At 70.3% G+C, this 23130-nt stretch carries 19 protein-coding genes and 1 pseudogene; 15 read left to right on the plus strand and 5 right to left on the minus strand.

Going from position 1 to position 23130, the window contains the following annotated elements; all coding sequences use genetic code 11:
- Window positions 1-116: 116 nt before the first annotated feature.
- From OG844_RS05010 to mug, 11 genes are all read left to right on the plus strand, one after another.
- Window positions 117-935 (plus strand): urea amidolyase associated protein UAAP1, encoded by an 819-nt coding sequence (locus tag OG844_RS05010; RefSeq protein ID WP_406388359.1) that lies wholly within the window; start codon window positions 117-119, stop codon window positions 933-935.
- Window positions 932-1561, plus strand: a complete 630-nt coding sequence (locus OG844_RS05015; RefSeq protein WP_406388360.1) for an urea amidolyase associated protein UAAP2 — start codon at window positions 932-934, stop codon at window positions 1559-1561. Before OG844_RS05010 ends, OG844_RS05015 begins: the two co-directional genes overlap by 4 nt.
- On the plus strand, window positions 1558-5118 hold the full coding sequence (locus tag OG844_RS05020) for a 5-oxoprolinase/urea amidolyase family protein (RefSeq protein WP_406388361.1): 3561 nt from the start codon (window positions 1558-1560) through the stop codon (window positions 5116-5118). Before OG844_RS05015 ends, OG844_RS05020 begins: the two co-directional genes overlap by 4 nt.
- Window positions 5115-6794, plus strand: a complete 1680-nt coding sequence (gene atzF / locus OG844_RS05025; protein ID WP_406388363.1) for an allophanate hydrolase — start codon at window positions 5115-5117, stop codon at window positions 6792-6794. The genes OG844_RS05020 and atzF overlap by 4 nt, the downstream gene beginning before the upstream one ends.
- Window positions 6795-6858: 64 nt before the next feature.
- Window positions 6859-7299, plus strand: a complete 441-nt coding sequence (locus OG844_RS05030; RefSeq protein ID WP_406388365.1) for a GNAT family N-acetyltransferase — start codon at window positions 6859-6861, stop codon at window positions 7297-7299.
- Window positions 7300-7628: 329 nt separating this feature from the next.
- Window positions 7629-8966 carry a hemolysin family protein gene (locus tag OG844_RS05035; RefSeq protein ID WP_406388366.1) on the plus strand — a complete coding sequence of 446 codons (1338 nt, stop codon included), beginning with the start codon at window positions 7629-7631 and terminating at the stop codon, window positions 8964-8966.
- Entirely contained in the window at window positions 8963-9985 is a 1023-nt protein-coding gene (locus tag OG844_RS05040; RefSeq protein ID WP_406388367.1) for a hemolysin family protein, read from the plus strand. Before OG844_RS05035 ends, OG844_RS05040 begins: the two co-directional genes overlap by 4 nt.
- 104 nt (window positions 9986-10089) lie before the next feature.
- Window positions 10090-10926, plus strand: coding sequence for an SGNH/GDSL hydrolase family protein (locus OG844_RS05045; RefSeq protein ID WP_406388369.1), 837 nt, complete (start codon window positions 10090-10092; stop codon window positions 10924-10926).
- A 211-nt stretch (window positions 10927-11137) separates the two neighbouring features.
- Entirely contained in the window at window positions 11138-11932 is a 795-nt protein-coding gene (locus OG844_RS05050; protein ID WP_406388371.1) for an SAM-dependent methyltransferase, read from the plus strand.
- A 107-nt stretch (window positions 11933-12039) separates the two neighbouring features.
- Complete coding sequence (gene purB, locus OG844_RS05055) at window positions 12040-13482, plus strand: adenylosuccinate lyase (protein WP_406388373.1); 1443 nt, start codon at window positions 12040-12042, stop codon at window positions 13480-13482.
- A 19-nt stretch (window positions 13483-13501) separates the two neighbouring features.
- Window positions 13502-14059 (plus strand): G/U mismatch-specific DNA glycosylase, encoded by a 558-nt coding sequence (gene mug, locus OG844_RS05060; RefSeq protein ID WP_406388374.1) that lies wholly within the window; start codon window positions 13502-13504, stop codon window positions 14057-14059.
- 172 nt (window positions 14060-14231) lie between these two features.
- Here the strand turns inward: mug and OG844_RS05065 are convergent, their stop codons facing one another.
- On the minus strand, window positions 14232-14975 hold the full coding sequence (locus OG844_RS05065; protein WP_406388376.1) for an ABC transporter permease: 744 nt from the start codon (window positions 14973-14975) through the stop codon (window positions 14232-14234).
- A 5-nt stretch (window positions 14976-14980) separates the two neighbouring features.
- Window positions 14981-15916, minus strand: coding sequence for an ATP-binding cassette domain-containing protein (locus tag OG844_RS05070; protein ID WP_406388377.1), 936 nt, complete (start codon window positions 15914-15916; stop codon window positions 14981-14983).
- Between the two features lie 108 nt (window positions 15917-16024).
- Here OG844_RS05070 and OG844_RS05075 point away from each other — a divergent pair, with 108 nt between their 5' ends.
- From OG844_RS05075 to OG844_RS05085, 3 genes are all read left to right on the plus strand, one after another.
- The gene (locus OG844_RS05075; RefSeq protein ID WP_406388378.1) at window positions 16025-17197 is read left to right on the plus strand and encodes a sensor histidine kinase; all 1173 of its coding nucleotides are present in this window, start codon (window positions 16025-16027) and stop codon (window positions 17195-17197) included.
- 4 nt (window positions 17198-17201) lie between these two features.
- Window positions 17202-17852, plus strand: coding sequence for a response regulator (locus tag OG844_RS05080; protein WP_406388379.1), 651 nt, complete (start codon window positions 17202-17204; stop codon window positions 17850-17852).
- 100 nt (window positions 17853-17952) lie between these two features.
- Window positions 17953-19110, plus strand: a complete 1158-nt coding sequence (locus OG844_RS05085) for an ROK family protein (RefSeq protein ID WP_406388380.1) — start codon at window positions 17953-17955, stop codon at window positions 19108-19110.
- A gap of 82 nt (window positions 19111-19192) precedes the next feature.
- Here OG844_RS05085 and OG844_RS05090 read toward each other — a convergent pair whose 3' ends face one another.
- Together OG844_RS05090 and sigJ are read right to left on the minus strand one after the other, a co-directional pair.
- The gene (locus tag OG844_RS05090) at window positions 19193-19960 is read right to left on the minus strand and encodes a GntR family transcriptional regulator (protein WP_329213376.1); all 768 of its coding nucleotides are present in this window, start codon (window positions 19958-19960) and stop codon (window positions 19193-19195) included.
- Between the two features lie 297 nt (window positions 19961-20257).
- Complete coding sequence (gene sigJ / locus OG844_RS05095; protein ID WP_406388382.1) at window positions 20258-21142, minus strand: RNA polymerase sigma factor SigJ; 885 nt, start codon at window positions 21140-21142, stop codon at window positions 20258-20260.
- A gap of 158 nt (window positions 21143-21300) precedes the next feature.
- Here sigJ and OG844_RS05100 point away from each other — a divergent pair, with 158 nt between their 5' ends.
- Window positions 21301-22131 carry an alpha/beta fold hydrolase gene (locus tag OG844_RS05100; RefSeq protein ID WP_406388384.1) on the plus strand — a complete coding sequence of 277 codons (831 nt, stop codon included), beginning with the start codon at window positions 21301-21303 and terminating at the stop codon, window positions 22129-22131.
- A gap of 168 nt (window positions 22132-22299) precedes the next feature.
- On the opposite strand, the pseudogene OG844_RS05105 reads toward OG844_RS05100, so the two are convergent.
- A pseudogene (locus tag OG844_RS05105) lies at window positions 22300-23097 on the minus strand (EamA family transporter); the annotation flags it as partial.
- Between the last annotated feature and the right edge of the window lie 33 nt (window positions 23098-23130).

The following is a 23130-nucleotide window of genomic DNA, read 5'->3' on the forward strand; positions in this document are numbered from 1 at the left end:
CGGACGGGCAACGAACCCGAATCCCGGGCGACTTAATTTCTGTCGAGCGACAGAAACTGGCGCGGGGCCCCGCAGCGAGCCGCGCACTGATGCCACCGCCGACCGGAGGTCCAGCCATGGCGACAGCGACAACACACGGAGCGCGGGAGCACGCCCGCTCCCAACACATCACCCGTACCCGTGACATGCCGGTGGTCCCCGCGGCCGACTGGCCGGCCGGCCTGCCGGGCGAGCCCGTGTGGGCCGAGACCGTCGCGGGAGGCAACTACACACACCGCGTCCTCGCCCGCGGTACGGAACTGCGCCTCACGGACCTCGACGGTGACGCCTGCGCCCATGTGCTCCTGTACGCCGACGGCCGCCCGTGGGAGCGGCTGAACACCGCCGACACGGTCAAGGTCCAGTGGAACGCCTATCTCGGCGCGGACCGGCTGCTCCTGTCCGACCAGGGGCGTGTCCTCGCTTCGGTGATCGCCGACTCCTCGGGCCGGCACGACGCGTTGTGCGGTACGTCAACCCTCCTGCGCAACACCGCGCGGTACGGGGACGGCACTCCGCAGTCCGCCTCCCCCGCCGGGCGTGAACTGCTGAAGCTCGCCGCCGCCAAGAACGGCCTCGAGCCCCGGGATCTGCCGCCCTCCCTCTCCTTCTTCCAGGGCGTGCAGATACGGGAGGACGGTGCCCTGGACTTCACCGGCTCGGCGGGAGCGGGCACGGCCGTGACGCTGCGCGCCGAGCAGGACCTGACGGTGCTCGTCGCGAACGTCCCGCATCCGCTGGACCCCCGCCCGGCGTACACCTGCACCTCGCTGGAGGTGCTCGCCTGGCGTGCCCGGCCGACGCGGCCCGGCGACCCGCTCTGGGACGCATCGCCCGAGGGGCGCGGGGCCTTCCTCAACACGAACGACTTCCTCACCGCCAGGGGGCGAGCATGACCGACACGACCACCACCGCCACGATCCCCGCACGGGCCGCGTGGTCCGCCGTGGTCCGCGCCGGCGAACACCTCACTCTCACCGACCTGCACGGCAATCAGGCCGTCGACTTCCTCGTGTACGACGCCCGGGACACCGCCGTCCGCTACAGCGCGCCGGACACCCTCCACGCGCAGGGCAACATCTTCCTCACCACCGGCAGCGTGCTGATGTCGAACGAGCACACCCCGCTCATGACGGTCACCGAGGACACCTGCGGCCGGCACGACACCGTCGGCGGCGCGTGCTCCAAGGAGTCCAACACGCTGCGCTACGGACACCACACCTGGTCGCAGCACGCCTGCGTGGACAACTTCCTCGCGGAGGGCGCCCGGCACGGGCTCGGCAAACGGGATCTCGTCTCCAACATCAACTGGTACATGAACGTGCCCGTCGAGAAGGACGGCACGCTCGGCATCGTGGACGGCATCTCGGCGCCCGGCCTGAAGGTCACCCTCCGCGCCGAGACGGACGTCCTGGTCCTGGTCTCCAACTGCCCCCAGATCAACAACCCGTGCAACGGCTTCGACCCGACAGCCGTCGAGGCCACCATCACCGCTCCCGCCGCAACGGGGGCCGCGCGATGACCTTCGACACCCTCCTGATCGCCAACCGCGGCGAGATCGCCGTCCGGATCATCAGGACGGCCCGCGAACTGGGCCTGCGTACCGTCGCGGTGTTCTCCGACGCCGATCGCTCCGCACCCCACGTCCGGCTCGCCGACGAGGCGGTGCGCCTCGGCCCCGCGCCGGCCAAGGAGTCGTACCTCGACGCCGATCTGGTCCTCAAGGCCGCCAAGGACACCGGCGCGGGCGCCATCCACCCGGGCTACGGATTCCTGTCCGAGGACGCGGAGTTCGCCCGGCGTTGCGAGGACGCCGGAATCGTCTTCGTCGGTCCGACCGCCGATCAGCTTGAACTGTTCGGCGCCAAGCACACCGCCCGCGCGGCGGCCGAGGAGGCGGGTGTCCCCCTGGCGCCCGGCACCGGGCTGCTCCCCGACCTGCCCGCGGCCCTCACCGCGGCGGAGCGCATCGGCTACCCGGTGATGCTCAAGGCCACCGGAGGAGGCGGCGGAATCGGTCTGTCGGCCTGCCGGTCCGCCGAGGAGCTGACCGACGCATGGGAGCGCGTGCAGCGCGTCGCCGCCGCGTCCTTCTCCTCGGCGGGGGTCTTCCTGGAGCGGCTCGTCGAGCACGCGCGGCATGTGGAGGTGCAGGTCTTCGGCGACGGCCGGGGCCGCGTGGTCACCTTCGGCGACCGCGACTGCTCGCTCCAGCGCCGCAACCAGAAGGTCCTGGAGGAGGCCCCCGCCCCGGGCCTCCCGGATGCCGTCCGCAGCCGACTGGCCGCGTCGGCACGCGAGTTGTGCGCCTCGGTCGGCTACCGATCGGCGGGCACGGTGGAGTTCGTGTACGACGCCGCCCGCGAGGAGGCGTACTTCCTGGAGGTCAACACCCGTCTCCAGGTCGAACACCCCGTCACCGAGGAGATCTTCGGTGTCGACCTCGTCGCCTGGATGCTGCGCCTGGCGCAGGGCGACACCGACGTCGTGCGGGAACCGTCGGAGCCGCGCGGCCACGCGGTCGAGGCACGCGTGTACGCGGAGGACCCGACGCGCGACCACCGTCCGGGCGCCGGCCTGCTGACCCGCGTCGCGTTCCCCGAGGCCGAGGGCATCCGTGTGGACACCTGGATCGAGACGGGTACGGAGGTGACGACCTCGTACGACCCGATGCTGGCCAAGGTCATCGCGTACGGCACCGACCGTGCCCACGCGCTCACCCGGCTGGACGAGGCCCTGGCCGCGACCCGGGTGGACGGCATCGAGACCAATCTGGGATTGGTGCGGGCAGCCCTGGCCGACGACCGGTTCCGGGGCGCCGCACACTCGACCGCCACCCTGGCCACGGTCACGGACCCGACCCCCCGCATCGAGGTGGTGGCCGGCGGCACTCTCACCACCGTGCAGGACTGGCCCGGTCGCACGGGCTACTGGCAGGTGGGCGTACCGCCTTCGGGCCCCATGGACGACCTCTCCTTCCGGCTCGGCAACACCGCTCTGGACAACGCCCCGGGCGCACCCGGCCTCGAATGCACGCTCCAGGGCCCGACTCTGCGCTTCACCCGTGCGACGACGGTGTGTGTCACGGGTGCACCCGCCCCCGTGACGCTCGACGGCGCGCCGGTCGGGCAGTGGGAGCCCCTGACCGTCCCGGCCGGCGCCACCCTCGCCGTCGGCACCCCGGCCGCGCACGGACTGCGGACCTACATCCTGTTCGCGGGTGGCGGCCTGGACGTCCCCGACTTCCTGGGCAGCGCCGCCACGTTCACGCTCGGCGGCTTCGGCGGCCACGGCGGGCGGGCCCTGCGCACCGGCGACGTCCTGCACGGCGGGAGCGGCGCGGCCGGCGCGACCGACGGGAGCGGCGCGGCCGCGGGCGTCGCCGTCCCGGAGAGTGCACGTCCGCACTTCGGCTCCGTGTGGCGAATCGGAGCGGCCGAAGGCCCCCACGCAGCGCCCGAGTTCTTCACCGAGGAGGACATCCACGACTTCTACGCGGCCGACTGGAAGGTCCACTTCAACTCGGCCAGGACCGGTGTGCGCCTGGTCGGTCCCAAGCCGCGCTGGGCCCGCACCGACGGCGGCGAGGCGGGCCTGCACCCGTCCAACATCCATGACACCCCCTACTCCGTGGGCGCCGTCGACTACACCGGCGACATGCCGGTGCTCCTCGGTCCCGACGGGCCCTCGCTGGGCGGGTTCGTCTGCCCGGCGACGGTGGTGACGGGCGAACGCTGGAAGCTGGGGCAGCTGCGCCCCGGCGACACCGTCCGCTTCCGGCCGGTGACGATCACCGGTGCGCCGCGCCCCGCGATCGTCGACGGCGGCATCCTGTTCCAGGACGGCACCCTCACCTACCGCCGCAGCGGCGACGACAACGTCCTGGTCGAGTACGGGCCGATGCAGCTGGACCTGGCGCTGCGGATGCGCGTCCACGCGCTGATGGAGGCGCTGACGGCGCAGGCCGTCCCCGGCATCACCGGCCTCACGCCCGGTATCCGCTCGCTCCAGATCCAGACCGACCCCTCGGTCCTTCCGCAGGAACGGCTCCTGGAGCTGCTCCACCGCACCGAGGCGGCCCTCCCGCCGACCGACGCCCTCGTCGTACGGTCCAGGACCGTGCATCTGCCGTTGTCCTGGGACGACCCGGCGACCCGGGAAGCCATCGCGCGCTACACGGCGGGGGTACGGGACGACGCCCCCTGGTGCCCGTGGAACATCGAGTTCATCCGCCGGGTCAACGGCCTGGACTCCGTGGACGAGGTCTACCGCACGGTCTTCGACGCCGAGTACCTGGTGATGGGGCTCGGTGACGTCTACCTGGGCGCGCCCGTCGCCACCCCGCTGGACCCGCGCCACCGGCTGGTCACCACGAAGTACAACCCGGCCCGCACCTGGACGGCCGAGAACTCGGTCGGCATCGGCGGCGCGTACCTGTGCATCTACGGGATGGAGGGCCCCGGCGGCTACCAGTTCGTGGGCCGAACGACCCAGGTGTGGTCGGGCTGGCAGCAGCGCGGTGCCTTCGAGCCGGGTTCGCCCTGGCTGTTGCGCTTCTTCGACCGCATCAAGTGGTATCCGGTGGAGGCGGACGAACTCCTCGAACTCCGCGCGGACATCGCGTCCGGGCGCTTCGTACCGCGCATCGAGGAAGGCGAGTTCTCGCTGGCGCGGTACCGGGCGTTCCTCGACTCGAACGCCGAGTCGATCGCCGCGTTCCGCACCCGGCAGGGCACCGCGTTCGGCGCCGAGCGTGACGCCTGGGAGGAGGCCGGCGAGTTCACCAGGGCCGAGGCGGCAACCGCCCCGGCCGAGGTGCCCGCGGAGATCGAGGTACCTGAGGGGGGCCGACTGCTGGAAGCCGAGTTCGCCGCATCCGTCTGGCAGGTGAATGTGGCCGCGGGGGACACGGTCACGGCGGGTCAGCCGCTGCTCGCGCTGGAGGCGATGAAGATGGAATCCCGCGTCCATGCCCCGATGGACGGCACGGTCGTCCGGATCCTCACCAAGCCCGGCGCCCAGGTGGAGTCGGGAACACCGCTGCTCGTCCTGTCCCGCCGACCCGAGGTGGCACCATGACCGACCCCAGCCCCGTTCTCCGGCGGGTTCGTGCGGCCCACGCGCGTGTCCGGGCGGTCGACCGGCCCGAGATCTGGATCGACCTGCGTCCGCTGGCCGATCTGGAGGAGGAGGCCCGCGCTCTGGACGCCCGCGTCGCCGCGGGCGAACACCTTCCGCTGTCGGGCCGTCTGCTGGCGGTGAAGGGCAATATCGACGTGGCCGGCCTGCCGACCACGGCCGGCTGCCCCTCGTACGCGTACGAGCCCGCCGCCGACGCCCCCGCCGTGGCCCGTCTGCGCGCGTCCGGTGCGCTGGTGATCGGAACGACGAACCTCGACCAGTTCGCCACCGGTCTGGTCGGGACCCGCTCCCCGTACGGTGCGGTGCGCAACGCCGTCGACCCTTCCCGCGTGAGCGGCGGTTCAAGCTCCGGGTCGGCGGTCGCGGTGGCCCTGGGCATCGCCGACCTGGCACTCGGCACGGACACCGCGGGCTCGGGGCGCGTTCCCGCGGCGTTCAACGGCATCGTCGGTGTGAAGCCGACCCGAGGTCTCGTCCCGACCGAGGGGGTGGTGCCGGCCTGCGCGAGCCTGGACTGCGTCACGGTGTTCGCCCGTACGCTCCCCGAGGCGGAGCAGGCACTGGGCCTGATGAGCACTCCCGCACCGCGCGCCGTCCCTCCCCGGGCACCGGGTCCCTGGCGCGTCGCCGTTCCTCCCGTCCAGCAGCTGGGGGCGCTCGACCCCGGCTGGGCAGAGGCGTACGAGGCCGCCGTCGAGCGGCTCCGCGCGGCGGGTGCCGAGATCAGACCGCTCGACCTCACCCCGTTCACCGAGGCGGCCGCCCTTCTGTACCAGGGGGCGTTCGTGGCCGAGCGCTACACCGCCGTGGGGGACTTCATCGACGGCACTCCCGCGCCCACGGATCTCGACCCCACGGTGGCAGCGATCATTTCCGCGGCCCGCGACATCCCCGCGCACCGCCTCTTCGCCGACCGGGACCGCCTGGCCCGTCTCCGTACAGCGGCCCTGAGCGCGCTGGGCGACTCCGACGCCCTCCTGCTCCCCACCGCGCCCGGGCACCCCACCCTCGCCGAAGTGGCCGCCGACCCCGTCGGCGCGAACACCCGACTGGGACGGTTCACCAACTCCACCAACCTGTTCGACCTGTGCGCGCTCGCCGTGCCCGCGGGCGACGTCGCGGAACTGCCCTTCGGGGTCATGCTGATCGGCCCGGCCGACACCGACGAACGGCTGCCCCGGATCGCGGCGCTCCTGACCCCACCCGTACAGCTCGCCGTGGTCGGCGCCCATCTGACGGGCCAGCCGCTCAACTCACAGCTCCTCGCGCTGGGCGCCCGGCTGATCCGTACGACGAGGACAGCGCCCTCCTACAGACTGCACGCGCTGCGCACGACTCCCGCAAAGCCGGGCCTGGAACGGGTCGCCGAGGACGGCGCATCCGTCGAGACGGAGATCTGGGAGTTGCCCCCGGAAGGGCTGGGGACACTGACGGCACAGCTCCCGCACCCTATGACGCTGGGCCGGATCGACCTCGCCGACGGCACCACGGCCCCTGGATTCCTCTGTGAGCCGTATGCGCTGCACGGGGCCGCGGACATCACGGCCCACGGTGGCTGGTGCGCGTACCGCACTGCGGGAACCGGCGGGGGCGGGCACGCGGCCGCACCGTGACCACGCCGTTCCTGGGCGAGGAAATGGCTCGCAGAACAGGTCGGTGCTCTGCTTGGTTGGCCACATGAGCGATCTCCATATACGTTCCGCATCCCTCGCGATCCGTTGCGCGACCCCGGCCGACATCAGCAGCGTGCTCCGGTTCTGGGATGAGGCCGCAGAGGGAACGAGCATCAGCGACGACTACGACGGGGTGGCCGGGCTCATCTCGAGAGACCCGGAAGCCCTGCTCCTCGCAGAGCGCGACGGCGTCCTCGCAGGAACGATCATCGCCGGTTTCGACGGCTGGCGATGCTCTGCCTACCGGCTCGCCGTACACCCGGACCACCGCCGGCAGGGCGCCGCCACCGCACTGATGGACGCGGCGGAACAGCGGTTCATCGCCCTGGGCGGGCGCCGGGTCGACGCCATGGTCCTGGAGGCCAACGAGACGGCGCACCACACATGGGCGGCGGCCGGATACCACCGCGAGGACCACTGGCGGCGCTGGGTGAAACCGCTGTAGACACGTGCGGGGGCGCCCTGCCTCCGCCTCTGCCTCCGCCTCTGCCTCCGTCGGATTCTGACCTCCCCTGAGGATTCGGGCTTCCTCCGGCGCATGCCCGAATCCGATGCGGGCAGAGGACTGAAGCACCTCACCGGTTGCGACCATGGGTAACCTCCGGGAACGCCCGACGCACCCGGCATTTTGCCGACCCTTTACTATGGACCCTCAACCGTCCCACTTTTCGAAAGGTGTGAGCGTCCGCCCATGGGCGAGCCTCCCAGTAGTAGACACCGCCGACATCGCGCGAACCTCCTGCCCCTGCCCGATCATGGGACGGAGGTGAACCGATGACCGAAGTGCTACTGCTCCTCGTGGCGGTGCTGCTCTCACTCGCCTGCGGCGCTTTCGTGGCGGCGGAGTTCTCCCTGACCACCGTGGAGCGCGGCGAGCTCGAACGGGCCGTCGAGCGGGGGGAACGAGGTGCGGCGGGAGCACTCAAGGCTGTCCGCAGCCTCACCTATCAGCTCTCCGGCGCTCAGCTCGGCATCACCGTCACCAACCTCGTCGTCGGCATGCTCGCCGAGCCGTCCATCGCCAAGCTGATCCGGGGACCGGTCGAGGCCATGGGGTTCTCCCCCGGCGTGGCTTCCACGCTGGCACTCGTCCTCGGTACCGCCCTGTCCACCGTGGTCCTGATGGTGGTCGGCGAGCTCGTCCCGAAGAACTGGGCGATCTCGTCCCCGCTGGCCGTCGCCAAGGTGGTCGCCACTCCACAGCGGGTGTTCACCGCCGTCTTCCGTCCGTTCATCAGCCACCTCAACAACACCGCCAACCGGATGGTGCGCCGCTTCGGCCTCGAACCGACCGAGGAGCTGGCCTCCGCGCGCAGCCCGCAGGAACTGGTGGCCCTGGCACGTCACTCCGCGAAGGAGGGCGCCCTGGAGGCGGACACCGCGGAACTGTTCGTGCGCACCCTCAACCTGTCCGAGCTGACCGCGGAGAACGTGATGACCCCGCGCGTCCAGGTGACCGCCCTCGAGGTCCGGGCCACCGCGGAGGACGTCGCGAACGCCACCCGGGCGACCGGTCTCTCCCGCTTCCCGGTCTACCGGGGCAGCCTGGACTCGGTCGTGGGAGTCGCGCACATCAAGGACGTGCTGGCCATTCCCGCAGCGCAGCGGCCCCGCAAGCCGGTCTCGGACATGCTGCGCGAGCCGCTCCTCGTGCCCGAGACCCTCACGGTGGACCGGTTGCTGGACCGGCTGTCGGGCAAACTCGCCATGGCCGTCGTCATCGACGAGTACGGCGGCACGGCAGGCGTCGTGACGCTGGAGGACATCGTCGAGGAGGTCGTCGGCGAGGTACGTGACGAGCACGACCCGCACGAGACGCCCGACCTCGCACCCGCCGGTGAGGACGCCGACGGACGCACCCTGTGGTCGGCCGACGGTGCCGCCCGCACGGACCAGCTCCGGACCATCGGGCTGCGGGTCCCGGACGGCCCCTACGAGACACTCGCCGGGCTCATCGCCACCGAGGTCGGCCGCATCCCTGTGGTCGGCGACACCGTCGAGCTCACCGGCTGGCGGATCGACGTCGTGGACGCCTCGGGGCACCGCGCCGCGCGCGCCCTGCTGCACGCACCGCTGCCCGGTACCGACGATCCGACGGAGAACGAACGATGATCGCCGTGCAGCTCTTGATCGGGCTGCTGACCCTGGTCGTGAACGCCTTCTTCGTCGGCGCGGAGTTCGCACTGATCTCCGTACGGCGCAGCCAGATCGAGCCGGAGGCCGAGGCCGGGAACCGGCGGGCACGCAGCGTCATCTGGGGCCTCGAGCATGTCTCGGCACTCCTCGCGGCGGCGCAGCTGGGCATCACGCTCTGCACGCTGGTGCTCGGCATCGTCGCCGAGCCCGCCATCGCACACCTGCTGGAGCCCGTCTTCGACGCTGTGGGGGTGCCGCACGGACTGGTTCACCCGATCTCGTTCGTGATCGCCCTGACGGTGGCGACCTACCTGCACATGCTGCTCGGCGAGATGGTGCCGAAGAACGTCGCGCTGGCCGAGCCGGCCCGCACCGCGCTGCTGCTCGGACCGCCGCTCGTGACCCTGGCCAGGGCGCTGCGCCCGGTGATCTTCACCATCAACGCCTTCGCCAACGCCCTGCTGAAGCTGTTGCGGGTGGAGACCAAGGACGAGGTGTCCGCGACCTTCTCCGACGACGAGCTGGCCCGGCTCGTCAAGGACGCCGGTGACGCGGGCCTCGTCGACGACCGCTCGGCGGAGCGGCTGCGGCATGCCCTGGAACTCGGCCGCCGGCCGGTCCGGGACGTCCTGCTCCCGGTCGACCGGGTGCTGTACACGCGGGTCGGGACGACGCCCGAGGAGCTGGAGCGCCTCTCGTCGGAATCCGGCTTCTCCCGCTTTCCCGTCATGGACAGCGAGCAGCGGATTCTCGGGTACCTCCACGTGAAGGACGCGCTGGACGCCACACCCCGCGACGTTCCGTTCCCGGTGACGGCGATGCGGCCGATCGCCCGGGTACGGGCCAATACGCCGCTCGACGATGTCCTCACCGCGCTGCGGCGGAGCCGTACCCACCTGGCAGCCGTGCTGGACGAGGACGACGACCGGCTGGTCGGCATGGTCACGATGGAGGACGTGCTGCGGGAGCTGGTGGGAAGGGCCCAGGCGCGCTGACCTCGGTGTCCTGTGGGAGGGAGTGGCGAGGGGCGCGGCTGCGGTCGCGCCCCTCTTCCGGCGGGATCCGGCCGCGGTTCCCACCACGGTAGGATCGCATGGCCATGGAATTGAATGCCTCCTACACCAGTCTTGTCGCCCTCGGCGACTCGTTCACCGAGGGCATGTCGGACCTGTTGCCCAACGGTTCCTACCGCGGCTGGGCCGACGTCCTCGCCGCCCGGCTCGCGGCCCGCACTCCCGGATTCCGGTACGCGAATCTCGCCGTGCGCGGAAAACTCATCAGCCAGATCGTCGACGAGCAGGTTGCCGTCGCGGCGGCGCTGCAGCCCGACGTGATCACGCTCGTCGGCGGGCTCAACGACACCCTGCGGCCGAAGTGCGACATGGGCATGGTGCGGGGTCGGCTGGAGGAGGCCGTGGAGCGTCTCGCTCCGTCGTGCAAGCAACTGGTGCTGATGCGCAGCCCGGGACGCAACGGTCCCGTGATGGAACGCTTCCGTCCGCGCATGGAGGAGCTCTTCTCGCTGGTCGACGACCTCGCGGAACGGCACGGCGCGGTGGTGGCCGATCTGTACGGTGCGCCCTCCCTGGGGGATCCCCGGATGTGGGACGTCGACCGTCTGCATCTGACACCCGAGGGGCATCGGAGGGTCGCCGAGGCGGTCTGGCAGACGCTCGGGCTGCCGGCGGAGAGCGACTGGCGGACCCCCGTGCCGGCTTCCCAGCCCGCGCGCTGGGCCAAGAGGCGCGTCGATGACGTCCGGTTCGCCCGGCAGCATCTGATGCCCTGGATCGGGCGGCGCCTCACCGGACGCTCGTCCGGTGACGGACGGGCCGGCGCGCAGTTCGACGCCGGGCTCGGGCGCGCCTTCTACGTCACGCCTGCGGACGCGGCGAACCCCGGCCCTGTGACGGAGTGGCGCCGGCTGGAACACTGACGCCCCGCGCGCCCCGATGCCTCTCCGCGCGTGCCCTGGCGTCCATTCGTGCGTGCGCGATGGTGCCGTCCGCCCGTGCGGGCCTTGGCTTCCCGACTTCATCGCCCAGCAGCCGAGTTGGCGCAGTTGCACCTGGTACGCAAGGGGCGGATGAGCCAGGCTGGTCGTCGACCGCGCAGGGGCACCCTGGGCACCAGGACAGGGATGAACGATGAGTGACGACACCGCGGCGCCGACGGACCGGATCGACACGGGCACACCGCACTCGGCACGCGTCTGGAACTACTGGCTCGGCGGCAAGGACAACTACGAGGTGGACCGCCTGCTGGGCGCGGCCATGGAGGAGTCGTACCCGCAGATCATCGACATCGCCCGTGCCTCCCGCCTGTTCCAGGCGCGGGCCGTCCGCTACCTTGCCCAGGAAGCGGGGATACGGCAGTTCCTCGACCTCGGCACCGGCCTGCCGACAGCGAACGCGACGCACGAGGTGGCCCAGGCGGTGGCCCCTTCCGCTCGTATCGTTTACGTGGACCACGATCCGATCGTGCTGGCCCACGCTCGTGCCCTGCTGACCAGCCGGCCCGAGGGCGCCACGGACTACGTGCACGCGGACCTGAAGGATTCCGGGACGGTACTGCGGGAGGCCGCCAGAACACTGGACCTCCAGCAGCCGGTTGTCCTGATGGTGCTGTCGACCCTGGGGCATATCGCGGACGGGGGCGAGGCCGCCGCCCTTCTGCGCAGCTATCTCGACGCGTTGCCCGTCGGAAGCTTCCTGATGCTGTGCGACACGATCGAGACGGAGGAGACCCGGGCTGCGTCCGACGACTACGCCAGCGGTGGCGCGATGCCCTACATCTCACGGCCCAGGGAGATCATGCGCTCCTTCGCGGACGGCCTGGACCTGGTCGAGCCCGGCTTCGGTTCGATCAGCCTGTGGCGCCCGGAGGAGCCCGTCACCGGTGAGCCGGTCGACCAGTGGGGATTCGTGGCCGCGAAGCGGTAGGGCAATCTCATCATGAGGCCTTGGGCAGGCCGGGCATCGCGTTCGTAGGAAAGCACACACCGGCCCGCGGCGTCGGCCTGCAGAAACCGCCAGTAGAATCTGGACACGTGACTGCTGTGTCTGCGAAGCCTCGCATCCCCAATGTCCTGGCCGGCCGCTATGCCTCTACGGAGCTGGCCGTCCTCTGGTCCCCCGAGCAGAAGGTGAAGCTGGAGCGTCAGCTGTGGCTGGCGGTGCTGCGCGCTCAGAAGGACCTCGGGATCGAGGTGCCCGACGCAGCGCTCACCGACTACGAGCGGGTGATCGACCAGGTCGACCTGGCCTCGATCGCCGAGCGCGAGAAGGTGACCCGGCACGACGTCAAGGCCCGGATCGAGGAGTTCAACGCCCTCGCCGGCCACGAGCAGGTGCACAAGGGCATGACCTCCCGGGACCTCACCGAGAACGTCGAACAGTTGCAGATCCGGCTCTCGCTGGAGCTCATGCGCGACCGTACGGTGTCGGTTCTGGCCCGGCTGGGCAAGCTGTCGGCCGAGTACCGCGAGTTGGTCATCGCGGGGCGCTCGCACAATGTCGCCGCGCAGGCGACGACGCTCGGCAAGCGTTTCGCGACCGCCGCGGACGAGCTGCTCGTGGCCTACGGACGGCTTGAGGACCTGCTCGACCGTTACCCGCTGCGTGGCATCAAGGGCCCGGTCGGAACGGCGCAGGACATGCTGGACCTGCTGGGCGGCGACGCGGACAAGCTGGCCGACCTGGAGCAGCGCATCGCCGGGCACCTCGGCTTCGCGCAGGCCTTCACCTCGGTCGGCCAGGTCTACCCCCGCTCTCTCGACTACGACGTGGTCACCTCGCTGGTCCAGTTGGCCGCTGCGCCCTCGTCGGTCGCCAAGACCATCCGGCTGATGGCCGGCCACGAGCTGGTGACCGAAGGCTTCAAGCCGGGTCAGGTCGGCTCCTCGGCCATGCCGCACAAGATGAACACCCGTTCCTGCGAGCGCGTCAACGGCCTGATGGTCATCCTGCGCGGCTACGCGTCGATGACGGGCGAACTGGCGGGCGATCAGTGGAACGAGGGCGACGTGTCCTGCTCCGTGGTCCGCCGGGTCGCACTGCCGGACGCGTTCTTCGCGTTCGACGGGCTGCTGGAGACCTTCCTGACGGTCCTCGACGAGTTCGGCGCGTTCCCTGCGGTCGTGGCCCGTGAGCTGGACCGCTACCTGCCGTTCCTCGCCACGACCAAGGTGCTGATGGGCGCGGTACGGGCAGGAGTCGGCCGTGAGGTCGCCCACGAGGCGATCAAGGAGAACGCTGTCGCCTCGGCGCTGGCCATGCGTGAGCAGGGTGTCGAACGCAACGAGCTGCTGGACAAGCTGGCCGCCGACGAGCGCATCCCGCTCGACCGCGGGCAGCTGGACGCCCTGATGGCGGACAAGCTGTCCTTCACCGGCGCGGCCGGCGACCAGGTTGCCGCTCTGGTGGCCCGGATCGAGGAGATCACCAAGCAGCACCCGGAAGCGGCCGGCTACACGCCCGGTTCCATCCTCTGATGGTCCCCACCACCGGCGCATGACACCCGAAGAGCTCCTGGCCGCCCGCGACCGCATCGTCCCCGATGTGGTCGCGGGCGGTCTGCGTGTGCTGTTCTGCGGCATCAACCCGAGCCTCATGACCGGGGCGACCGGACACCATTTCGCCCACCCCGGCAATCGGTTCTGGCCGGTTCTGCATCTGTCGGGCTTCACTCCGAGGCAACTGAAACCGTCGGAACAGAACGAGCTGCTCACCCATGGGCTCGGCATCACCAACGTGGTTGCCCGTGCCACGGCACGTGCGGACGAGCTGAGCACCGCGGAATTCCGCGAAGGAGGCGAACTTCTGTCGGCGAAGGTGGAACAGCTCGGGCCTTCGTGGCTCGCTGTCGTCGGCGTCACCGCCTACCGCACGGCTTTCGGTGAACGCCGTGCGCAGATCGGTCCGCAGGAGCCGACCATCGGGGGCGCCCGTGTCTGGGCACTGCCCAACCCGAGTGGACTCAACGCCCACTGGACCGTGAGGACGATGGCGGAGGAATTCGCCCGCCTGCGCACGGCCGTGGGACAGGACACACCTCCCCCCACCCCCTGACCGCTGCACCCTCCGAGGCCTTGAGAGCCCGAGCCATTGAGCCCCCGAGCGATTGAGCCCCGGAGCCCCTGAGCCCCTGAGCTCTTGAGCTCTTGAGCTCTTGAGCTCTTGAGCTCTTGAGCTCTTGAGCTCTTGAGCTCTTGAGCCATTGAGGCCGCCGGGCGGGCACCGGTCAGGCGTCCCTCTTACGCACGGCCCACCAACCGGCGAGCAACGCGGCACCGGCCCATGCTGCGGTGACGGCCAGCCCCGTCCACGGCCCGAGGTTTCCTTCGGGATTCTGGTGGAGAACCACCTGCCCTGCCCGGTCCGGAAGATACTGCGCTACCCCGCCCGCGATGTCTCCGACCACGAAGGAGACGATCAGGATGAAGGGGATGAGCAGACTGAGTACGGCAACCGCGCTGCGCAGCAGCGCTGTCAGTCCGGCCGCGAACAGAGCCATCAGCGTGAGGTAGACGCCCCCGCCGAACGCCGCTCGCAGTGCACCGGGCTCTCCCAGACCGATCGCGTAGTCGCCCATGAACATCTGTCCCACGAGGAACGTGGTGAAGCTGGTGATCATTCCCACGGCGAGAGCGAGTCCGCCGACCACGGACATCTTTGCTGCGTAGAAGAGGCCTCGACGCGGAACGGCCGAGAGCGATATCCGCATGGCCCCGTTCAGGAACTCGGAGGACAGGGCAGTCGCACCGAAACTGATGGCGGCGATCTGGCCGAAGTTCAGCGCGTAGAAGGCGCCGAAGACCAACTCGGTATCAGCGTTGTCCGCCTCGGCCTGTCCGACGGTGGCGAACGTGAGCACGGTGATGGCGAGGGTGGCGGCGAAGACCGCTATCAGGGATCCGGACACGGACCGCACCGACTTGATCTTGATCCACTCGGAGTGCAGAACGGCAGTTGCCGACATCGTCACGGCGGTCAGACCTCCTGGTGTGCGTTGGGTGATGTGGAGGCGGCGAATTCCGTTTCGGCCGCGGTGAGGTCGAGATACGCCTGTTCCAAGGTGACCTGCTCATCAAGGAGTTCAAGGATGGGGATCCCTTCGAAGGCGGCTAGGGCACCGATTTGCTCCGCCTTGGCTCCCTCCACCGTCCAGCGGCCGTCGCCTCCCTGCTCCGGCTCGTATCCCTTGCGGATCAGCGCATCCCTCAGACGCGTGGATTCGGTTGTCCGGAGCCGTACGCGCGGCCGGCTCCGGGAGTCGAGGAACTCCTGCATCGGCAGATCGACGAGGAGCCTGCCCCGGCCGAGGACCACCAGGTGGTCGGCGAAGGACGAGGTCTCGTACATCAAGTGACTGGAGACGAGTACGGTGCGGCCCTCGCGTGCCAGCCGCCGCATCAGCTCACGGATCCACATGATGCCTTCCGGGTCCAGTCCGTTGGACGGTTCGTCCAGCATCACCACCTCGGGATCTCCGAGCAGGGCCGCGGCGATACCGAGACGCTGGCGCATGCCGAGCGAGAACGTCTTGATCCGCTGCCCGCCGACCGCGCCGAGGCCGGCTTCCTCGAGCACCTCCTCGACCCGTCTGCCTGCTATGCCGTTGCTCGCGGCGAGTGCCAGCAGGTGATTGCGCGCGGTCCGCGAGCCGTGCGCCGCCTGCGCGTCGAGCAGTGCGCCGACCCGGCGCAGCGGGTTGCCGAGCGAGGCGTAGGGCTGTCCGCCGATCGTGGCGGAACCGCCCGTGGCCCGGTCCAGGCCGAGGACCAGTCGCATGGTGGTGGACTTCCCGGCGCCGTTCGGGCCGAGAAAACCCGTCACTCGGCCCGGCCGCACGCTGAACGTGAGGCGGTCCACGGCGCGGGTGGATCCGTAGTCCTTCGTGAGCTCGTGAACGTCGATGCTGGTCATGACCCCAGACTGGCCGCCGGCCCCGGCCCGTGGCCTCCCCCGCCCGAGTGGATCGTCTCCCTCTCGCGGGGGGAGCCTCCGGCCGCTCGGCACTGGCACGATGGCAGCATGCGCCGCCTCCTCAGACCGCTGGCAGTCCCCGCCACCTACAGCCGATGGCTTCATCTGCTCATCCCGTCCGCGGTCGTCAGCGTGTGGATGTTCATTTCCCCGGCCAATCCATGGGTTCCCTTCTTCCTCGCGGTTCCTGTGGGGCTGATTCCCGCGATGCGTCTCGCCGAAGGAGTACAGGCTCAGCTGCTCCTCACACCGCAGGAGCGCGGCCGTCCGGACGCCGCGATCTCCATTGGGCCTGCGGCGACATGGGCGGACCGCTGGCGCACCGTGGCCTGGCTGGAGATACGGCTGCTGCTTGCGGCCGCGGCCACCTTCGCGACTGTCTGGCTGCCTGCCACGACGGTCGACCTCGTCAGCGCCTTGTTCGGGACCCGGTTGAGCGGTGACTGGCTGGTCCGTGGTGTCGAGCCGAGCTGGTGGTTCGTGCTGCTCGCCCCCCTGCCGATGCTGGTGCTGCTCGGGCTGGTCGTCATGCTCGGCCATCTGGTCACCGCTGTTGCCCGGTGGTTGCTCGGTCCGTCACCCGTGGAGCGGATGACCGCCTTGGAGGAGCGCACCGAGCAGTTGCTCGAGCGGAACCGGATAGCGCGGGAGCTCCATGATTCGATCGGGCACGCGCTGACGGTCGCGGTGGTGCAGGCGGGGGCAGCCCGGACTGCGCGCGACCCCGAGTTCACCGACCGGGCACTCGCCGCCATCGAGGAGACCGGCCGCAGTGCGCTGGACGATCTGGAGCGCGTGCTGCGAGTGTTGCGCGAATCGGGCACCCCGGTCAGCCGGCGGCCCACGTTGCTCGAGGCCGACAGGCTGCTGGACTCGGCTCGCGGCGCCGGAGCGAAGGTCAGTGCGAATGTGTCGGGTCCGCTGGGTCTGGTCCCCGACCCCGTGTCCCGCGAGGGCTACCGAATTCTTCAGGAGTCACTCACCAACGTGCTGCGTCACGCCGGCCCCGTCCCCATCCGGGTGAGACTCACGGTGATGGACGGGTGGCTGGAGCTCGAAGTGGCCAATCCGATCGGTGGATCACCGAAGGGGCGGGGCGGTGGCAGCGGCCTGCAGGGCGTACGTGAGCGAGCCTCCCTGCTGGGTGGAAAGGCCAAGACGGGCCCGTTCGGAGGAGAGTGGATGGTGCACGCGAGCCTCCCGCTGGACCACATACGCTGACCGGATGCCGGTTACCGTACTTCTGGTCGACGACGAGCCCCTCGTCCGCACGGGACTGCGTGCGGTCCTTGAGGCGCAGCCCGATATCACCGTGGTGGGCGAGGCCGCCGATGGCGCCGCGGTGATCCCCCTCGTGCGTCAACTGCGTCCCGATGTCGTGGCGATGGACGTCCGTATGCCCTTGATGGACGGGATCGAGGCGACCCGGCTGGTGCTGCGCACGGTTCCCGATCCGCCGAAGATCCTCGTGGTGACGACCTTCGAGAACGACGAGTACGTGTACGAGGCGCTGCGTGCCGGTGCGGACGGGTTCCTCCTCAAGCGCGCCCGGCCCGCGGAGATCGTGCACGCGGTGCGGCTGGTGGCGGAGGGGGAGTCGCTGCTGTTCCCCGCTGCGGTCCGCCGGCTCGCGGCGGAGTACGGCACGAGCAAGGCGCGGGAGGCGATGGACCGTGCGGCTCTCACCGACCGCGAGGCAGCGGTGCTCCGGTTGATGGCACGGGGCCTGTCCAACGCGGAGATCGCAGCGAAGCTCACGGTCGGAGTGGAGACGGTGAAGAGCCATGTCAGCGCGGTCCTGGCGAAGTTGGGCGCCAGGGACCGTACCCAGGCGGTGATCGCCGCCTACGAGTCCGGCTTCGTGGCTCCAGGCTGACTCAGGTCACCTCTCGGTACCGGCTTCCGGAGCCGGTCGCCGCAGCCTGGGTCAGCGAGTACGATCCGGCAGACATGCGCGCGACCTGGGAGGACACACCGTGGGCCGGCTGACCGGTGGGGACCCGTCTCTGCTCCGGCGGATCAATTCCGCGGTGGTGCTGCACGCCCTGCGGGGTGCCCAGTCACCCACTCTCACGGACCTGACACGACTCACGGGGCTGTCCCGCCCCACCGTCGAGGGAGTCGTCGAGGGCCTCTTCGAGGCAGGTCTGGTCGTCGAGGCCCTGCCGGACGAGAGTGAGACACGGCGGCAGGGGCGGCCTGCCCGGCGGTTCCGGTTCCGTGCCGAGGCCGGGTACTTGCTGGGTGTCGAGATCGGCGCCCACCGGGTCTCCGCGCTGCTGTCCGGGCTGGACGGAAGGATCGTGGGCGCGGGCTCGCGCGAGGTCTCCGAGACGGCTTGCGCGGATGACAGGATCGATCAGGTCAGGGCCGTGATCGCCGATGTGCTGCGGCGCACCGGAGTCGCGCGGAGCAGCTTGCGCGCGGTCGGGGTGGGCAGCCCCGGCATTGTCGAGGCCGACGGGACCGTACGGCTGGCCACCGCCCTGCCGGACTGGACCGGCCTGGCGCTCGGCGAGAAACTGCGGCGTTCCTTCCGGTGTCCTGTACTGGTGGAGAACGACGCCAATGCCGCGGCGGTGGCCGAGCACTGGAAGGGTGCGGCAACCGAGTCCGACGACATCGTCTTCGTTCTCGCGGGCTTGAGCCCCGGGGCGGGTTCACTGATCGGGGGGCGGCTGCACCGCGGATTCGGCGGGGCGGCCGGCGAGATCGGCGCGCTGCACCTGCTGGGCCGGGATGTCACCCCTGAGCATCTCCTCTCGACGACCGACACCCCGCTGGACCCGCTGGACGAGCACGCCGTGGCCGCCGTCTTCTCGAAGGCCAAGCACGGCGATGACGGAGCGCAGGCCGCTGTCGAACGGTTCATCCAACGTCTGGTTCATGATGTCGCGGCCCTGGTGCTGGCGCTGGATCCGGAGCTCGTGGTCATCGGCGGCTGGGCCGCCGGACTGGACGGTGTCCTCGACCCTCTCCGGGACGAGTTGGCCCGTTACTGTCTGCGGCCGCCCCGGGTGGCCCTGTCTCTGCTGGGCGAGGCGGCCGTGGCCACCGGCGCCCTGCGGCTCGCGCTGGACCATGTCGAGGAACAGCTCTTCGCGGTGGAGGCAACGGTGACGGCCCGCCGCTGACTGCGACGGGCCGCACGTTGGGCATGACACGAGTGAGTGGCGGGCCTCGGGTGCCGAGGACAGGAACCGCGGCGCCCTCGGGTCAGGAAGCCTGCCGTTCCTGCTCGTCGTGACTGATTTCCAGCGCCCCCGAGTCCCCGAAGGTCAGACGGCAGGTGTCCGCCCGGTACGTGGCGACAGATACGGCCGCTGTACCGGAGGCGGCGAAGTAGCGTGTCGTGACCACGAGAACCGGGGCACCGGGAAGCCGGTCGAGCTCCTTGGCATCGTCCGCGCGTGCCGATCCGAGCTCGACCGAGCGGTCCTGGCCGTCGAGGCCGAGTCGGTGCAGCTCGCGCAGGACGCTGCGGGCCCGGGTGGGCCCGGACGGCGCTTCGATCGCGGAGAGTTCGGGTACGGACGACGAGGGGACGTACAGGAGCTCCGCCGCCACCGACTGCCCATGGGTGACACGTATGCGGCGCACCACGTGCACAGGTTCCTCGGCGTCGCACTCCAGTACGGCGGCAACCGCGGCGGGAGCAGTCGCGACGGTGCATTCGACGGGCTGCCAGGCCTCGTCCGAGCCCCCGCCCGCCCAGTCGTGCTGCGCGGCAGCGACGGCCACACCGACACGAGGCGGAGCGACGGTCGTGCCGACGCCCCGGCGTCGCTGCAGTCTTCCTTCGAGTTCGAGCTGCTCCAGAGCCTGTCGGAGCGTGGCCCTGGCGACTCCGAAACGCGCCGCGAGGTCACGCTCGTTGGGCAGGATCTCTCCTACCGCAAAGTCCGAGTCGAGTGCCTCACTGAGCACGGTCTTGAGGTGCCAGTACTTCGGCTCCTGTACCGATTCCAGCTGCGTGGTCCCCACCCTGTCCTCCGCATTCGCCCGGCGTCTTTCCGCGACGTTATTTATTAAAGGTCCCTGTCTTAACATGGAGACCTTAGGACGGCGTACCACCTTGGTCAAGACCAATCCTCACCCCGTAACAGAGCGAAACGGGCTGCTGCCGCAGAGCGTTCACAGGACGTTCGCGGAGCCGTGAGCCCCGCGCAGCAATGAGCCCCGCGACCGAGGAGGCTCGTGGGGCTCGTGAGGTTCATGGGCTCGCGGGTGCCGGAGGAAGGTCGGCGGAGAGAAAGCAGACGGCTATCCGCCAGCCGGCACTTAACTCACGGACAATCCAGAAAGTTTGTCTGGATTACGAATGATATAGACGCATTGAATGAATCCCTCTTCGACGTCCACCTGGAAGACGGTGTCCACTTTTCCGTCGATGAACAAACCCACGGCCGGACCCCCGTTGAGCTCCAGGACCCGCGCCTCCATTTCCACGGACATGTCCCTCCCGACAGCGAAGAGGAAGCGGCTGACCTTGTCCGCGGTCTCGATGATCCGCCGCGGCGCCTTCGACTTGCCCCCGCTGTCGCTGACCAGCCGCACATCGGGCGCCAACAGGACGAGCAGCTCTTCGATGTCGCCACCCGACGCGGCCGAGAGGAACCGCTCGGTGAGATCACGGCGTACGGCCGGATCCACGTCGTAGCGCGGCTTGCGCTCCTCCACGTGCCGCTTGGCACGTCCGGCGAGCTGGCGCACCGCTGCCTCGGTCCGGTCGAGGGTGACCGCGATCTCGGCGTAGGGAAACCCGAATGCCTCACGGAGGACGAACACCGCCCGCTCCAGGGGCGAGAGCGACTCGAGGACGACCAGCACGGCGAGGGACACGGAGTCGGCGAGGACCGCCTGCTCCGCGGTGTCGGGGACGGAAGGGCCGAACTCGGTGACGACAGGCTCGGGCAGCCACGGCCCCACGTACGCCTCGCGCCTGGACTGCAGGTGACGCAGCCGGTCGATGGCCAGCCGGGTGGTGATGCGTACGAGGAAGGCCCTCGGTTCGCGCACGTCCTCGCGTCCGGCCGACGACCAGCGGAGCCACGCCTCCTGCACCACGTCCTCGGCGTCGGCGATGCGGCCGAGCATGCGGTAGGCCACCCCGGTGAGGACGGGCCGGCTTTCTTCGAAGAGATCGGTCACGGTATCGACAGTCACTTCCCCATCCCAGCGGACACGTCAGGCGCTGTCCAGCAGGAACAACAGGAATCGGGCGCACCTATTGAACTGGAAGCTACTCGGCGGTAATCATTGCTGACGAGGGGTCCGTCCCCTCATTCCCCGCCCGCACGGGGCCGGATCACCCGAGGAGCAGCATGGCCACCACGGTCTCGTTCGCAGTCGATTCGGCCGTCGGCCGGCACACCGTGTCCATGGCGTACGAACGAGCCGGGTCCGGCGAGCCGTTGCTGCTTCTCCACGGCATCGGTCACCACCGTCAGGCCTGGGACCCGGTCGTACGGATCCTGGCCGTCGAGCGGGACGTCATAGCGGTGGACCTGCCCGGGTTCGGGGACTCACCGGCTCTGCCGGACGGCCTCCCTTACGACCTGGGGACCGTGGTCCCGGTGCTCGCCGCGTTCTGCGAGGCAATCGGGGTGGAGCGTCCCCATGTCGCGGGCAACTCCCTCGGAGGGCTCCTGGCTCTGGAGCTGGGCCGCGAGAAGCTCGTCTCCTCGGTGACGGCCCTGTCCCCGGCCGGGTTCTGGACGGAGGGCGAGCGACGCTACGCGTTCGGGGTGCTGCGCACCATGCGACGCGGCGCGCTGACGATGCCGATGCCCGTGATCGAGCGGCTCTCGCGGAGTTCGGCCGGCCGTGCGGCGCTGACCAGCACCATCTACGCACGGCCCGGCCGCCGTTCACCCGATGCCGTCGTGTCGGAGACGGTCGCTCTGCGCGGGGCGACGGGCTTCCACCAGACTCTTGCCGCCGGCCGGGGCCTCACCTTCTCCGACGATGTGCCTGATCTCCCGGTCACCATCGCCTGGGGCAGCCGGGACCGTCTGCTGCTGCGCCGGCAGGGAATCCGGGCCAAGGGGCTCATCCCCGGTGCCCGGCTCGTACAGCTCCCCGACTGCGGTCATGTTCCGATGAACGACGACCCCGCCCCCGTGGCGCGCGTCATCCTCGACACGAGCCGCTGAACGCCCGACGCGCAGTGCCGCGGCCTCGGTCCCGGAACGGCCCGCACCGCTCGCGGCGCCGGCCGGCTTCCCGGCCGCGGGAAGGCGGCGCCTGAGGACGCCCGAGCCGAGGGCCACACCCGCGCCCACCAGAATGCTGCCCGCACCCTGCGCGATGCCGTACACCCCCGCACCGACGACAGGCGCGGTGAGCGCGGCCGATACCGGGATCAGCCCGGAGAAGAGCGTCGCGCGCTCGGCACCGATGCGCCGCATACCGCTGTACCAGCAGACGAATCCGATCACTGTGACGACGGCCGCCTGCCACAGCAGGGCCAGCGCCTCCTCCACCGCGGGCACCCGTACGAACCCCGCCCCGTCCAGCAGTACACCCAGCAGCGCCGACTCCAGGGCGGCGACGCCACAGACGGTCGCCGACAGCAGCTTCGGGCCCAGCGGACGCAGCACCGGCACGGCCAGTACCGCGAAGCCGACCTCACCGACGAGCGCGCCCATCGAGCAGAGGATGCCCGCCAGGTCGGTCCGGCCCCAGCCCTGGACGGTGAACGCCCCGGCCGCGACGAAACCGGCCGCGTACAGGACGGTCCGGGAGGGGCGGCGGCCTTCCAGCACAGGGACCATGACGCCCACGACGATGGGCGCGCAGCCCACGAACACGCCTGGAACGGCCGGCTCCGCCGAGCGTTCGGCAACCAGCACCGCAAGGTTGAAGCCGACCATGCCGATGGCCGCGAGGGCCGCGAGGCGGACCCACTGACGGCGGGTGAGGGTACGAAGAGGGACGAGCCCTGACGTGCCGCGGCTGCGCAGGAGCGGGAGCAGTAACAGCGCGGCGAGGCCGTACCTCAGTGCCTGCCCGCCCGCGTACGGATAGTCGCCCAGGAGGCTGTTCGCGGTGAAGGAGGCACCGACCAGAGTGCAGGCGAAAGCAGCGAGAAGGGCGCCGCGCAGATCGGTAGCGTTCATGGAACCGACGCTAGGTTCCGGCACGGTCCGGTT

This window comes from Streptomyces sp. NBC_00887, assembly GCF_045207585.1.